The organism is Streptomyces sp. NPDC001933 (assembly GCF_042890955.1).
Lineage (GTDB): Bacteria > Actinomycetota > Actinomycetes > Streptomycetales > Streptomycetaceae > Streptomyces.
Genome location: NZ_JBIASS010000005.1, coordinates 128,852 through 142,837 on the forward strand (window position 1 = coordinate 128,852; position 13,986 = coordinate 142,837).

Annotated in this window: 12 protein-coding genes; 4 read left to right on the forward strand and 8 right to left on the reverse strand. The window is 69.0% G+C overall.

The genetic code is table 11. The features are described 5' to 3' along the window. Positions 1-241: 241 nt before the first annotated feature. The gene (gene uraD, locus ACFYY7_RS14325) at positions 242-805 is read right to left on the reverse strand and encodes a 2-oxo-4-hydroxy-4-carboxy-5-ureidoimidazoline decarboxylase (RefSeq protein ID WP_388661352.1); all 564 of its coding nucleotides are present in this window, start codon (positions 803-805) and stop codon (positions 242-244) included. Next, entirely contained in the window at positions 802-2,175 is a 1,374-nt protein-coding gene (locus ACFYY7_RS14330; protein ID WP_388661355.1) for an MFS transporter, read from the reverse strand. Before ACFYY7_RS14330 ends, uraD begins: the two co-directional genes overlap by 4 nt. Before the next feature lie 792 nt (positions 2,176-2,967). On the opposite strand from ACFYY7_RS14330, the gene ACFYY7_RS14335 reads away from it, so the two are divergent. Beyond that, on the forward strand, positions 2,968-3,354 hold the full coding sequence (locus tag ACFYY7_RS14335) for a DUF4440 domain-containing protein (protein WP_388661358.1): 387 nt from the start codon (positions 2,968-2,970) through the stop codon (positions 3,352-3,354). Positions 3,355-3,481: 127 nt separating this feature from the next. Beyond that, positions 3,482-4,633: an abortive phage infection protein gene (locus ACFYY7_RS14340; protein ID WP_388661361.1), complete on the forward strand. Its 1,152-nt coding sequence runs from the start codon at positions 3,482-3,484 to the stop codon at positions 4,631-4,633. A gap of 35 nt (positions 4,634-4,668) precedes the next feature. Here ACFYY7_RS14340 and ACFYY7_RS14345 read toward each other — a convergent pair whose 3' ends face one another. The 4 genes from ACFYY7_RS14345 to ACFYY7_RS14360 form a co-directional block, all read right to left on the reverse strand. Next, entirely contained in the window at positions 4,669-5,199 is a 531-nt protein-coding gene (locus ACFYY7_RS14345) for a hypothetical protein (protein ID WP_388661364.1), read from the reverse strand. Positions 5,200-5,222: 23 nt separating this feature from the next. Then, positions 5,223-7,163 (reverse strand): alpha/beta hydrolase, encoded by a 1,941-nt coding sequence (locus tag ACFYY7_RS14350; protein WP_388661367.1) that lies wholly within the window; start codon positions 7,161-7,163, stop codon positions 5,223-5,225. 3 nt (positions 7,164-7,166) lie between these two features. After that, a complete protein-coding gene (locus ACFYY7_RS14355) occupies positions 7,167-7,619 on the reverse strand; it encodes an amino acid ABC transporter permease (RefSeq protein WP_388661370.1) in 453 nt (150 codons plus the stop codon). Positions 7,620-7,862: 243 nt separating this feature from the next. Continuing rightward, entirely contained in the window at positions 7,863-9,149 is a 1,287-nt protein-coding gene (locus tag ACFYY7_RS14360; RefSeq protein ID WP_072485638.1) for a geranylgeranyl reductase family protein, read from the reverse strand. Positions 9,150-9,246: 97 nt separating this feature from the next. Here ACFYY7_RS14360 and ACFYY7_RS14365 point away from each other — a divergent pair, with 97 nt between their 5' ends. Continuing rightward, positions 9,247-9,765 (forward strand): GNAT family N-acetyltransferase, encoded by a 519-nt coding sequence (locus ACFYY7_RS14365; protein WP_388661374.1) that lies wholly within the window; start codon positions 9,247-9,249, stop codon positions 9,763-9,765. 23 nt (positions 9,766-9,788) lie between these two features. Here the strand turns inward: ACFYY7_RS14365 and ACFYY7_RS14370 are convergent, their stop codons facing one another. Further along, positions 9,789-12,293 (reverse strand): zinc-ribbon domain-containing protein, encoded by a 2,505-nt coding sequence (locus ACFYY7_RS14370; protein ID WP_388661377.1) that lies wholly within the window; start codon positions 12,291-12,293, stop codon positions 9,789-9,791. A gap of 121 nt (positions 12,294-12,414) precedes the next feature. Further along, the gene (locus ACFYY7_RS14375) at positions 12,415-13,107 is read right to left on the reverse strand and encodes a demethylmenaquinone methyltransferase (RefSeq protein ID WP_266730529.1); all 693 of its coding nucleotides are present in this window, start codon (positions 13,105-13,107) and stop codon (positions 12,415-12,417) included. A gap of 138 nt (positions 13,108-13,245) precedes the next feature. Between ACFYY7_RS14375 and ACFYY7_RS14380 the strand changes: the two genes are divergently transcribed. Further along, the gene (locus ACFYY7_RS14380; RefSeq protein WP_388661381.1) at positions 13,246-13,977 is read left to right on the forward strand and encodes a DUF3152 domain-containing protein; all 732 of its coding nucleotides are present in this window, start codon (positions 13,246-13,248) and stop codon (positions 13,975-13,977) included. Positions 13,978-13,986: the final 9 nt, after the last annotated feature.

Sequence of the window (13,986 nt, forward strand, 5' to 3'; positions counted from 1 at the left end):
CTCGGCTCGACCGGTGGTGCCGCCGGCTTGTCCTTCGCCCTGCCCACCGAGGGGCCGGTTGCCGGGTTCGCCGCGCTGCTCGCCGCACTGCTCGGACCGGCGATGCCCATCGGTGCGATGACAGCGGGGCCGAGGACGAGACCTGCTCGCAGGAGCCTTCGACGGCTGGGGGCACCGCCGTTCGGGGTGTCGCCGTTCAGGGACGGCATGTCCTCGTGGGTCGCCGGCATGTCTTCATGGGTCATGGACGCGCCCCGTCACGGACGACCGCCCGGAGGCGCCGCCCGGTGATCGCGGTGATCTGGCTGACCGCCTCGGACAGCTCCGCCTCGGTCTCGTTGCCGGTGCGGCGCCGGAACTCGTCGAAGATCTCCTGCTTGGTGTAGTTGCCCACGCAGATGATGAACGGGAAGCCGTGGCGTTCCCGGTACTCGGCGTTCATCCGGGTGATCAGGTCCAGCTCGGCCGGAGCCAGGGCGTCCAGACCGGCGCCCTTCTGTTCGGTCGTGGAGTCCGAGGTCATGGTCCCGGACTGCGCCTCCTTGCCCGCCAGTTCGGGGTGTGCGCACAGGAAGCCGATCTGCTCCGTCCGCGGACGCCTCCGGACCACGTCGATCATCGCCGCGTGCAGGGACTCGACGCTGTCGAACGGACGGGCGTCGACGGCCCCGGCCGCGACCCACTCGGAGTGCTCGAAGACCGAGCCGAGCACACGGACGAACTCCTCCCGGTCCAGAGCGTTGACGGCCTGGAGGTCGAGGCCCGGCGCATTCGCTTTCACTGCGGAACTTGCTGCGCTGCTCATGCGAGGGGTGCCTCGACTTCCTGCTTGGCCGGTTCCGAGGCGGTGTGCTTGTCCTTCTTGAACCGGGGGATGCACACGAGGATGAGGACGGTCGCGACGATCTCGAAGGCCGCGACGACGAACAGCCCTGGGGAGTACGAACCGGTGGAGGTCTCGACCGCACCCAGCATGTAGGGGGTGCCGAACCCGGCGAGGTTGGCCATGGAGTTGATGAGCGCGATGCCACCGGCTGCGGCCGCCCCGGCGAGGAACTGGTTTGGCATCTGCCAGAAGACCGGGATCGCGCTCATGGTGCCGACGATCGCCAGGACCAGCGCGACCAGGGTGATGACGGGGCTGACGTCGATCGTGACGGCGATGACCGCGAACGACACCGAGCCGAGTGCGGCGGCGAGCCCGCTGTGCCAGCGGGATTCGAGGTGCTTGTCCGAGTGGAAGCCGTTGTAGATCATCCCGGCGGCGCCGAGGAGATAGGCGAGCGCCATGATCCAGCCGATGGCGACCGGGCTGTCGAACCCGACCTCCTTGATGATCGTCGGCCCGAAGAAGGTCTGCGCCGAATTCGCCACGACGATACAGAAGTAGATCGCGATGAACTGCCAGATCCGGGCCTGCTTGAGCGTCGCGAGCATGTTGTGCTGGCGGTCTCCCAGCGCGGCGTCCTCACGTGCGATGTCCGCCAGCACGATCTCCTTCTGGCGCGGGGTCAGCCACTTCGCGGCCTCCGGCCTGTCGCACAGGTAGAACCAGGTCACGAGACCGGCGATCACGGAAGGAGCGCCCTCGACCACGAACACCCACTGCCAGCCGTGCATGCCGCTGACGCCGTCGAGCGACGTCATGATCCAGCCGGCAAGCGGTCCGCCGAGCACTCCGGCGAAGGCGGAGGCAGACATGAACATGCCGAAGGCCTTGCTCCGCCGGCTGTGCGGGAACCAGTAGGTCAGGAACAGGATGATTCCCGGGTAGAAGCCCGCCTCGAACACTCCGAGCAGGAAGCGGAGGAAGTAGAACATCGCCGGGGTCGTGACGAACATCATCGCGACACTGGTCAGGCCCCAGCCGATCATGATCCGCATGATCGTCTTCTTGGCGCCGATCTTCTGCAGAAGCAGGTTGCTCGGGACCTCGAAGAAGAAGTAACCCAGGAAGAAGACGCCGGCACCGAGGCCGTACACCGCCTCGCTCCACTCCAGGTCTTCGAGCATCGTCAGCTTGACGAAGCCGATGTTCACCCGGTCGATCCAGGCCAGGATCCACAGGCCCGCGAGGAACGGGATGAGCTTCAGCGTGATCTTTCGGTACGCGCCTTCGAGTTCGGCCCCGGACCCGTCGGATTCACCGACCGGTATGGAATTGGGACTGCTCATTGAAGATCCCTCCGATTCTGCGGGCATTCTTAAGCCGGGTGGACATTTATCAAATTTCGGGCAGGCCGATGCATCGGCGGCTCGAAGGCACACTGATGCCAGCCGCCGAAACGCCGGGTACGACAGTTGATGGGCGGTTGATGGGTAATCGATGGGCAATTGATGGACAGCCGACCGGCCGCTACAGGCCTGTGAATCCGGCCGGATCTACAGCGACGCCGGCCGCACACCGGGGCGCGCGCGGCCCAGCGAGCCAGGGGTTCCAGCGGACGGGGTGAGCACCGGCCGCCGGACCGCCTGGTGGGCGTCCCCGATCCGGCCCGGTTCGTCACGCGCCGTCAAGTGCGCGACGGCCTGCGCTCGTGGCGCGTCGTTCCATGCGGTGAGGCGACTCGATGTCATGGCTCAACCAACCCGATGTGATTTTTTGGAATACATCTTCCGCGATGCGAGACGGTATACCGGGGCGGCGATGCGGTCAACGATCCGTGGCAGGGGAACCCATCGGGGCGGCAAAACCGGACCGGGTCGGCGCTCGGCACCCGCACCGATGCCGCTTCGGCGGCTGAATCAGGGCGAGTTGGGCAGTGGGGGTGCGGTCGGAGACGAGATCGCCACCTCCGCACGGGTGCGCGGGCAGAGGTGAGAGGCCAGTAGCGGCAAGTGGTATACAAATCCGAGAGTCGGCTCGATGGACGGCAACCAGCCGCCCCGGAAACCGAACCGCGCTCTGCGCTCCACGCGTGGTAACTCGGTTGCGACGGGCTTGGTCACCTGGGCCAAGATGCCTGCATGAGCCGAGAGACGGATGACGTACGCGAAGCGATCGCAGGCGAGCTGCACCTCATGGACCCCAGCGTGCGCATGTCGCGCTCGGTTGCCCGACAGCTACTGGACCCGGACTTCGTGGAGGTCGGCGCTTCGGGGCGGCGGTGGACGTATGACGAGATGCTTGCCGCGCTGCCCGAGCTGGACGGTGCGACAGAAAGCGGTCCGCGCTACGAGCCCTCGGAGATCACCGGTGTCCAGCTGGCACCCGGGTTGGTGCACCTCACCTACGAGACCACGATGGACGGAGACCGGGCACGGCGGAGTTCGCTCTGGCGCAAGCAGGGTGCGGCCGCAACGTGGCAGATGTACTACCACCAGGCCACACCCGTCCCGGAGGACGATCAGTAAGTAGCTGATCCCCGCGTCGGGTTCATCCCTTGGTCGCGCACCCGCAGACTTTTGGCGGACGCCCGCCCCCGCACCCGCTCGACAGACTTGCGGCACTACGCGAACCGCCGACATCCGGGGAGTCAGAGTGCACCGCGACGAACGCAGCAGGGGAATCAGCCGGGCGAAGTTCCTGGCCGGGGCAGGAGCGATCGGGGCCGCGGCGGCCGCCGTACCGCTCCTCTCCGGCGCCCCCGCCTCAGCGTCAACGGCCGACCGGCGGAGCGGCAACGGCAAGGGGCTGACGCATCGAGGAATCTGCTACACGGTCGGCGCGGGCGAAACCCCCGGTACCGCATGGAGCACCGCCCGCATGCGCAAGGACCTCCGTGCCATCAGGAACGACATGCACGCCACCTCGATCGAAGTGACGGGCGACGGCGTCGACCGTCTCAACGCCACCGCGTCCGAGGCCGCCGAGCTCGGCCTGCACATCTGGCTCCAGCCGACCCTGGGCGACCGCCCCGCGTCGGAGATCCTCGACCACCTCGCGGAGACCGGCCGGCACCTGGAGCGGCTGCGCCGCCAGGGCGCGCGGGCCGATCTGAGCGTGGGGTGCGAGTTCTGGCTGTTCGTGCCGGGCATCGTGCCCGGCGACGACGCACAGGAACGGATCCGCAATCTGATGGCCGGGAACTTCGACCCGGAGCAGATGATGCGCCGCCTGTCCGAGTTCACGGCACGGGCCGCGGCGGCCGGACGGTCGGTCTTCGGCGGCAAGCTCTCGTACGCGGCCGCCCAGGACGACGAGGTCGACTGGAACCTCTTCGACATCGTGGGCATCGACTACTACTCGTACTTCCCCGACCGCGCGGACTACGTGCGCGAGCTGCGCTCGTACCTGCGCTGGGGAAAGCCGGTGGCGATCACGGAGTTCGGCACGTGCACGTATGCGGGGGCGCCCGAGCAAGGTGGCATGGGATGGGACACCATCGACTACACCAAGCAACCGCCCGAGATCAAAGGCGACTTGGTGCGCAGTGAGCGAACCCAGGCCGCCTGTCTCACCGAGCTCCTCGGCGTCTTCGAGGAAATGGGCCTGTACGCCGCGATGGCCTTCGAGTTCATCACCGCCGACGCCCCGCACTCCCCCGTCCCGCGCTACGACCTGGACATGGCGAGCTACGCGGTCGTGAAGCCGATCAAGGACCGGTTCGACGACCCGGAGTCCGACTGGCACTGGGAACCGAAGCAGGCCTTCCACGCACTGGCGCGGTGCTACGGACGGGCGGGCCGCTGACGGGCGTCGGTGAAAGCGACACTCTTCCCGGAAGGTCACGTCAGGGAAGAGGAAGGACTCTTTGCAGACCAGAAATCCGACTTGACGTCAGGAATTGGGGTCATCTTTCCGGAATAGTTCGGGCCAACTGTCTCCGCCTTCGGAGGAGACACCTTGGAAGGGTTCACACAAGGTGTCGAAACTTCAAAAAATGCTTGCCCTGCACCGCCGATGAGCACGCGCACATTGAATTTGTCGGGCGTCCTGTAGTACATGGCCGGCATATCCGAGTTGTTCACCGAGAGCTGCTCGTATCCCTGGCTCTCCCAGTAGCGCTCGATCAACCCCAGAAAGCTCCCCCGCCGTTCCTCCGAGATAATCGTCATGACCGCCCGACGCCTTTGTACGTCACAATTTCCCTCGGTCGGCCGCTCATGCGTCCAGTGCACCGGCGGTTTGATGGCGGCGAATGTACCGTCGAGAATCTCATCCGCCCGAACTGCCGCATCCTGCATGTTCATCTTTACCTCCCGTTCGGCCGGATCACCTGATGCGCCGCACCCAGTCAGGATCAGCACTCCAGTCACCAGCACCACTGTCCTCAAAAACTTCATCGAGGCGTCTCCAGGCTGATCTTTTCAGACTTCCCAACCACAATCTTTGCGATATTGTCGGCCGAGACCTGATCTTCATCCGGATTGAAATAGTTCGAATGCGCCTTCATTTTTCCGTGGTCTTCGATGATGGTTGGCCCGTCGTCCACCAAGAATCGCGTGGCTCCGAAACCCTTACTCGCAGGGTCAGTGCCGAACCAGTGCTCATCGGGGTCGGTTTGTGCGTCTTGCGCCGCGTAGCCGGCAATACCTCCGACGAGGGCCCCGGCACCGCCACCGATAAGCGCTCCCGGCGGGCCGGCCATACCGGCTCCAAGAACAAATCCGGTCGACCCTCCGCCAACCGCGCCGGAGGTCATGCCAGATGCTTCCTCATGGTTCGGGAGTTTGGTGACGATGTCGTTGTCGGCTGCTCCCACATACACGTGGTCCTTACCCACGTTGAGATCCTGAGCGTTGTCCGCGCCAGTACCGGGACTTCCGACCAGGATGATGTCATCGGCACCGGGGACACCGCCTTTCTCCTGAGCTGCGAGCCCGACCGTGAGCGAGCCGTAGGAGTGCCCAATGGCGGTGACGTGCGGGGCGCCGCCTTCGTGCGTTGCGGAGATCCCCGCCATGAACGCGTTGTAGTCAGGCGCTCCCGTCTTGGCGTCGTTCGTGAACATCACGCTGTTGCCGCTGGCCAGATCGCCCGGCGTCACCTGCGGTGCGTCGTATCCGAGCCACACAATCGACGAGGTTCTGCTGGACTGATCGGCATGATGCGCGCCGAGTGCTGTCTGCAACGCGCGATTCACCGTTCCACCGGCGAAGTCCGCGTCCAGCTTGGTGCCGAGCCCAGGTACATACGCCGAGACGTTGTCGGCGGTATCGGGGTTGCCATAAGCGATGATCGCGCGGCCGTTGCCCTCATCGCCGATGCCCAGCAAGTAAATCGGCGGCTCGCCACCCTTCTCCAGCTTCTCCTGGATGCCCTTCAGGCCACCCAGCATTTCTCGGGAAGCTTCATCGTGCTTCACCCCGAGTTGCCCGATGAGCAGCTGGAGATTCTCGCGGTTTGCCTCGTCGCGCACCAGTGCCGGAATCCCGTCCAGGTTCCCGATCACTCCCGGAAACGCGGACATGTACTCCTCGCGCTGCTCCTTGCTGAGGTGGTCCCACCACTCCTTGCGTTCCGCGGGCGACTTGTCGAGCGGGAGGTGCTTCTCCAAGTAGTTCTGGGCGGCTTGGCTCACCGCGTCGGCGTCCGAGGCCACGTCCGCCCACGTCTTGGTGTCGACCGTGAGGCCCGGGGCCGCCTTGAGCTTGTGGAGCGCAGTGCTGTACCGCGCATCGATCTCGTGCGCTTCCCGCATGGCATGGGCGAGGCGGTCGGCGACGTCCTGGGCCCTGGCACGGTGCGGATTGGGACTCTTCAGTGCCGGGCCGCCCGGGCCCATAGCGGGGTCGTACATGCCGTTGGCATCGTGGTACAGCCCCGGGTTCCCGGCGCCGATGAGGCCGTTGTTGCCCACCACGGAGCCGCCGGGGATCGGGGCGCCGGTCAGCTCGTTCTTACCGCCGGCCGGGTAGTCGACGCTGCCGTTGCCGTTGACGGTGTATCCGAGGGAAGCAGCGTCGTCGAGGGCTTCGCGCAGCCGGCGCTGTGGGGCGCCCAGTTCGCCGGCGAGCGCGTCGAGGGCTCCTCGGACGAGGCCGGTCTCGGTGTGGATGTAGTGGTAGTTCTCGCTCAGTCGCTTCAGTCGTTTCACGGCTGCCCGGGCGGACTCGCTGTCCTGGGTCTTGGCGAGCCTGCCGCTCATGTCGCCGTCGACGCGCTCGCGGGCGGCGTCGGCGAACGCGGAGGCGGCGCGCCAGCCGTCGGCCGCATCGGTCAGCTCTGAGAGTTCGAGGTCGCGGAACCGCTGCCACGTCAGTCCGGATGCTGCAACCATGGCCTACTCACCCCTCCTCGTGCCCGGCACCGTGACCGCCTTCGCACTGTCCCCGACCCCGGCATCCACTTCGGCGAACTCAAGCGCCACCTGCCGCAGTTTCGGCTCCAGCGAACCGCACTCCGCACGGACCCGGCCGAGGCGTTCGTCCCACGAGGTGAGCACGGACTTGAGTGCTCCGAGGCTGGACAGCCCGGCCAGACCGCCGACCGTGCCGTCGTGGGCTCTGCGCAGGTCGACCTTCGCGGTGATCGTGCTGGTCTGGAGACCGTCCGCCGTGCCGGCCGCCTGCGTCCACGGGCCGCCCTTGTGCTTGAGCGTGCCGGTCCCGCCACCGCCCCCGGCACCGGCCGACTTGGCGTAGCCGCCTTCTGCCTGGAGGCCGTTGATCTGCATGTGAGTGGCGTGCCGCTCCGCCACCTGCGCCTTGAGCTGTTCCCACTCGTCCCACGCCACGCGCGTGCCCTCCCCGTGCCCCGGTTACGTCCGTTGTGCTGCTGAGACTGCCGGCACAGACGTTACGCCCGAGGTGCAACTCATCGTGTCCGCACAATCACTCAAACGGGCCAAGGCGTCTGAGTATCCGTACCTACACGCACCGTCATCGACGGTCGCCGCGCCGGTGCCGAATCACGACGGAGGGGCAGCGACCGGCGGACGGTCGCTGCCCCTCCGTGGGCATACGTACTTCAGAAGAACTCAGGCCTTCGGGGCCACCTTGGACAGGCCGTTGATGATGCGGTCCATCGCGTCGCCGCCCGTGGGGTCGGTGAGGTTGGCGAGCATCTTCAGGGTGAACTTCATCAGCAGCGGGTGCGTCAGGCCGCGCTGGGTGGCGACCTTCATGACCTTCGGGTTGCCGATCAGCTTCACGAAGGCGCGGCCCATCGTGTAGTAGCCGCCGTAGGTCTCCTTGAGCACCTTCGGGTAGTTGTTCAGGGCCAGTTCGCGCTGGGCGGGGGTCGCGCGGGCGTGGGCCTGGACGATGACGTCCGCGGCGATCTGGCCCGACTCCATGGCGTACGCGATGCCCTCGCCGTTGAACGGGTTGACCATGCCGCCCGCGTCACCGACGAGCAGCAGGCCCTTGGTGTAGTGCGGCTGGCGGTTGAAGGCCATCGGGAGGGCGGCGCCGCGGATCGGCGTCGTCATGTTCTCGGGGGTGTAGCCCCAGTCCTCCGGCATCGAGGCGCACCACGCCTTGAGGACCTCGCGCCAGTCCAGCTCCTTGAACGCGGAGGAGGAGTTGAGGATGCCGAGGCCGACGTTGGACGTGCCGTCGCCCATGCCGAAGATCCAGCCGTAGCCGGGCAGCAGGCGGTCCTGGGGACCGCGCCGGTCCCACAGCTCCAGCCAGGACTCCAGGTAGTCGTCGTCGTGGCGGGGCGAGGTGAAGTACGTACGGACGGCCACGCCCATCGGGCGGTCCTCGCGGCGGTGCAGGCCCATGGCGAGCGACAGCCGGGTGGAGTTGCCGTCGGCGGCGACGACGAGCGGGGCGTGGAAGGTGACCGGGGTCTTCTCCTCGCCGAGCTTCGCGTTGACGCCGGTGATGCGGCCGGTGCGGTCGTCGACGATCGGGGCGCCGACATTGCAGCGCTCGTACAGCCGCGCACCCGCCTTCTGCGCCTGGCGGGCCAGCTGCTCGTCGAAGTCGTCGCGCTTGCGGACCAGTCCGTAGTCCGGGTACGAGGCGAGGTCGGGCCAGTCCAGCTGGAGGCGGACGCCGCCGCCGATGATGCGCAGGCCCTTGTTGCGCAGCCAGCCGGCCTCTTCGGAGATGTCGATGCCCATGGAGACGAGCTGCTTGGTGGCGCGCGGGGTGAGGCCGTCGCCGCAGACCTTCTCGCGGGGGAACGCCGTCTTCTCCAGGAGCAGGACGTCCAGTCCGGCCTTGGCCAGGTAGTACGCCGTCGTGGAGCCGGCCGGGCCTGCCCCGACGACGATCACATCCGCGCTGTGTTCGGAGAGGGGCTGCTCGGTCACGGTCGGATCTCCCGAAGACTCGAAATCACGTGCCGCGCGGCACCTGTCCCATGCAGTCTATGGGGGTCCGCTGATCAACTTTCCGAAGGGCTCCCAGATGTCGACCGTGCTCCCCGGTGCTCCCTCCGTACAGCTGCGCGTCCCGACCGACGAGGACGCGCTTTCCTGGCATCGCGCGTTCGACGATCCGGAGGTGATGGAGTTCTTCGGCGGTGCGTCGGAGGAGCTCTCGATGTACGAGGAGTGGACCGCCCGGCAGCGCCGGCTCGACGCCGAACTCGGCTACTGCCTGTGGACGGTGCTGGGCGAGGACGGCGAGGTGGCCGGCTTCACGGGCGCCCAGCCGTGGCCGCGGACCGATTACGGGCCGGTCGGCGAGACCGAGATCGGCTGGCGGCTGGCCCGGTCGGCGTGGGGCCGGGGTTACGCCACCGCCGCCGCGCGCCTCACGCTGGAGCGGCTGCGCGCGGCCGGGGTGGAGCGGGTGGTGGCGACGATCGACGCGGGGAACGAACGGTCCATAGCCGTGGCCCGGCGGCTGGGGATGGAGCGGGCGGAGAGCTTCACGACGCCGGGGACGGGCCGGGAAGTGGTGTGCTTCCGGCTGGCCCTGTGACCCCGGCGCCGTGAACTCGGGCGTCAGTCGATGTCGTTGAGCATCCAGGTGGACAGGGCGGTGTCGAAGATCCGCCGGGCGTCGGGCCATTCGGTGTCGCGTTCGGTGGTGTAGATGGCGTACTCGGTGCCGTCGTCCGCGATGTAGCTCTGGTCGATCGCGTGGATCGTCTCGCCGCTCTCCCGGTCCTCGTAGGTGTACTCCCAGATCGCGCCGGGCCGCCCCTGGAAGGTGTTGGCCGTCAGCCCGATGCGGCGGTAGTTCTTCTGGTTGGCGTCGGCGGTCCGCTCCAGCGTCGTGAAGTTGTCGTACGAGCTGTACGGGGCGTTGTGGATGACGCCGACCTTGAGCTCGGCCCGTCCGGTGGAACCCGCGTAGGTGATCTGGTTGTTCTTCTCGCTCCGCCGCTCCCAGACCGTGGGGACGGCGAAGGAGAACCCGGCGGTGTCGGAGACGAGCCGGAAGCCTTCGGGGATCGTGGGGGCGGAGGGGGTCGCGTCGGGGGTCGCGGAGACGGCGGAGGCGGTGGGGGTCGGGTCGGCGGAGGGGGTCTGCTGCTGCGACGACTCGGCCGAGGGTGACTGGCTGCTCCGGGCCTGGGCGGTGGGCCTGCCGTCCTCGACGGTTCCGGCCCCGCCCCCGCCCCCGCCGTCCGTCAGGGCCAGCACTCCCGCCGTCGCGCCGCCGCCGACGAGCAGCGCCGCGACGAGGGTGCCGGTCCAGATGAGGGCGGCGCGCTTGCGGGAGTCGGGCGGGGAGGCGGGCGAGACCACGGGCGTGGGGGTGGTGGACGCGGTCGGCGCGGCGGGCGCGGAGGAGAGCGCGACGGTCTGCGGGTCGTACGGAGTCGGAGCCGGGGTCGGAGCCGCGATCGCGGCCGCCGGGGCGGAAGGGTCGTACGGAGTCGGAGCCGGGGTCGGGGTCGGCATCGCCGGGACCACCGTGGTCGGGTTGTCCGGAGCCACGCCCGGCAGCGGCGGTGCCGGCATCGACACCGGCGTCGCCCCCGGCATCGGCATCGGCATCGGCGCCTGCAGCGCGACCGGCGTGGCCCGCCCCGTCAGCCGCAGCAGATGCGGCGCCACGAGCACCGCGCCGCCCACCCACAACAGGCCGAACAGCAGCGCGTCCGACACACTCGTCGCCAGCTCCCCCGTGCCCTGGCCGCCCATGTCCCCGAAGCCGCCCGACAGCTTCACGGACACCCCGCCGACGCCGCTCAGCACCAGGAAAATCGCCAGGAACAGAGCGCCCGCGGTGGCCTGTTCACGCCGGTCCGCCGAGCGTCGCACGGCCCAGATCCCCACGGTCAGCGCACAGACGACACCGGTGGCCAGCGCGCCGGTCACCGCCCAGCCGTTCACTGCCTCGCCCAGTTCGGACAGCCCGACGCTGCCGTGCTCCATGCCCGAACCGAAGAAGCTCACCTGCCCGCGGACGTCGTACTCGACCGGGGCGCCCCAGCTCAGACCGAGCACCGCCAGGCCGATGTTCGGCAGCAGCGGCAGCGCGAGCAGCATGGCGGTGCCGTCCACGTCGTCGGCGTTGGCGTACGCGATGTACCCGATCAGGCCGCAGAGCAGGAGTACGGCGCCCAGCGCCCGTACCGCCGTCCCCACCGCCCGGACCGTGGTGAGCGCCACCGGGCGAGCGGCCAGCCACTGTGCCGCGGCGTCGCGCTGGAGTACGCCCCCCGTGACGAGCAGCGAGATGACCAGCGCCCCGAGCGTGGCCAGGAGCGGCGCGGAAGAGACCGACACCCCCTGGACATCGGGCTGGGCGAACAGCCCGAGGACCAGGACGGCTGCGGAGGCCACCAGGCCGATCCGTACCGCCGCCTCAAGCCCGCCGCCCTGCGCACGGGCCCTGCGGGCGCCCAGGATCAGCGCGCCCACCCACAGCACCGTGACGGTCAGCGGGACCACGGAGAGCGAGGCGGCGCCCTGCGACATGCCTCCGCCGAAGTCGTACCCGCCGTCGCCGTAGCCGCCGTCGCCGTAGCCGCCGTCGCCGTAGCCGCTGTCGCCGTAGCCGCTGTCGCCGAAACCGCCGCTGTTCTCGCCGCCGACCGGGCTGGTGGACCGCAGTTCGAAGCCGCCGCCGAACGCCTGGAGCAGCATCGCCAGCGCGATCCGCAGCCGGTCGCCCCAGCCGACGACGACATCGTCGCCCTGCCCGTACGAGGGGATGGCGAGCGCCACCGCCAGGGCCAGGATCAGTCCGGTGGGCCAGGCGGCCGCCTTCACCGAACCCGCCCAGTCGCCCCGGAAGGTCCGGCCGAAGAACGCGCCGAGGGGCGACGGAACCGCCGGACCCGGCGGCGGAGCGGCCTGCGGCGGCGTGTGGCCGGGCGGCGGGGGCTGGTGGGACGGCGGTCCGAACGGTTCGGGCCGGGGCGGCGCTTCCGGCATCGAGGGCGGGGCGGCCGGTGCCGTATCGGCGACGGTCGGGCGCTCGCGCCCGCACTTCATACAGAAGCGCGCCCCGTCCGGGGCCGGTGTTCCACAGAAGGGGCAGTACAGCGGCATGCGGACTCCGGCAACGGGAACGGGGAGGGGGACGACGATGTCGGCGAAGACATGTGTGCTTCAACGGACACATCTTCCCGGCCGCCCGGTTCCCGTCGGCGGAAGTCGCCGAACCGTTGCCTCAGGGGCGCACGCCCCGGTGCAGCGCCACCACACCGCCGGTGAGGTTTCGCCAGGCGACCTTCGACCAGCCGGCCCGCTGGAGCGCGGCCGCGAGTCCGGGCTGGTCGGGCCAGGCGCGGATGGACTCGGCGAGGTAGACGTACGCGTCGGGGTTGGACGACACCGCACGCGCGACCGGCGGCAACGCCCGCATCAGGTACTCGGTGTAGACCGTGCGGAACGGCGCCCAGGTCGGCTGCGAGAACTCGCAGATCACCACCCGGCCGCCCGGCTTGGTCACCCGGTACAGCTCGCGCAGCGCCGCGTCCGTGTCCTGGACGTTGCGCAGCCCGAAGGAGATCGTCACCGCGTCGAAGCTCTCGTCGCGGAACGGCAGCCGGGTGGCGTCGCCCGCGGTGAAGGGCAGCCAGGAGTTGCGCTTCTTGCCCTCCTGGAGCATGCCGAGGGAGAAGTCGCACGGCACGACGTACGCGCCGGTCGCGGCGAACGGCAGCGAGGACGTCGCCGTGCCCGCGGCCAGGTCGAGGATCTTCTCCGCGGGCCGGGCGTGCACCGCCTTCGCGACCTCCTTGCGCCACAGCCGGGCCTGGCCGAGCGACAGCACATCGTTGGTGAGGTCGTAGTTGGCCGCCACGCCGTCGAACATCGAGGCGACTTCGTGCGGCTGCTTGTCCAGGGATGCTCGGGTCACCCGTCCATTCAAGCAGCCCGGTCCGCGCCGCTCCGCGCCGGTCGCGAGTCGTTACCCGAGTGGGCTGAACCAATCGGTTCGATCGGTGGTCAGTACAAGTGGGGGCACCGAGCCGCCGGGATCCAGGGGGGAGCCCAGATGTCCGCACGAGGTGCAGGGCCCGAGGGCCGCCGAAGACGCCTGTCCGCCGCCGTGGTCGTTCCGGCGGCGCTGATCTGCGCCGCCGCCGTGCTGGGGCCCCGGTGGAGCACCGGCGCCGAGGAGGAGCCGTCCGGGGCGTCCGCGCCGTCCGCGTCCGGGAGTTCGCCGGGCACCGGGAAGTTCACCGTCGCCCGCGCCCAGGACACCGGCGGGGGCGGGGGCGGCGAAAGAGGTCTGGCGTACCGGGTCGAGGTGGAGGACGGTTCGGGCGTCGATCCGGACCGGGCCGCCGCCGAGATCGCCCGCGTCCTGGCCGCGCCACGGGGCTGGTCGCACCACGGCGAGCACACCTTCCACCGGGTCTCCGAAGGACCGGCCGGACTCGTCGTGCGGATCGCCACCCCCGCGACCACCGACGCCATCTGCCGGAAGGGCGGCCTCGACACCCACGGCGAGGTCAACTGCCGGGTCGGCGCCGACGTCATAGTCAACCTCAAACGCTGGCAGCGGGGATCGCCCGAGTTCCACGGCCCGCTCGGCGAGTACCGGGCACTGATCATCAACCACGAGGTCGGCCACTGGCTGGGCCACGGCCACGAGACCTGTCCGGGCAAGGGCCGCCCCGCCCCCGCGATGATGCAGCAGATCGACGGGCTGAAGGGGTGCGTCGCCAACGCCTGGCCGTACGACGCGAAGGGCCGCTATCTGGGCGGCCCGCAGGTGCCGTGAGCCGGCCCG

What these genes read in the sequence shown, in the direction of transcription:
- ACFYY7_RS14330 (WP_388661355.1), bottom strand. Translation starts at nt 2,175, where the DNA reads ATGAGCAGTCCCAATTCCATACCGGTCGGTGAATCCGACGGGTCCGGG.
- ACFYY7_RS14370 (WP_388661377.1), bottom strand. Translation starts at nt 12,293, where the DNA reads ATGCCGCTGTACTGCCCCTTCTGTGGAACACCGGCCCCGGACGGGGCG.
- uraD (WP_388661352.1), bottom strand. Translation starts at nt 805, where the DNA reads ATGAGCAGCGCAGCAAGTTCCGCAGTGAAAGCGAATGCGCCGGGCCTC.
- ACFYY7_RS14380 (WP_388661381.1), top strand. Translation starts at nt 13,246, where the DNA reads ATGTCCGCACGAGGTGCAGGGCCCGAGGGCCGCCGAAGACGCCTGTCC.
- ACFYY7_RS14365 (WP_388661374.1), top strand. Translation starts at nt 9,247, where the DNA reads ATGTCGACCGTGCTCCCCGGTGCTCCCTCCGTACAGCTGCGCGTCCCG.
- ACFYY7_RS14350 (WP_388661367.1), bottom strand. Translation starts at nt 7,163, where the DNA reads ATGGTTGCAGCATCCGGACTGACGTGGCAGCGGTTCCGCGACCTCGAA.
- ACFYY7_RS14335 (WP_388661358.1), top strand. Translation starts at nt 2,968, where the DNA reads ATGAGCCGAGAGACGGATGACGTACGCGAAGCGATCGCAGGCGAGCTG.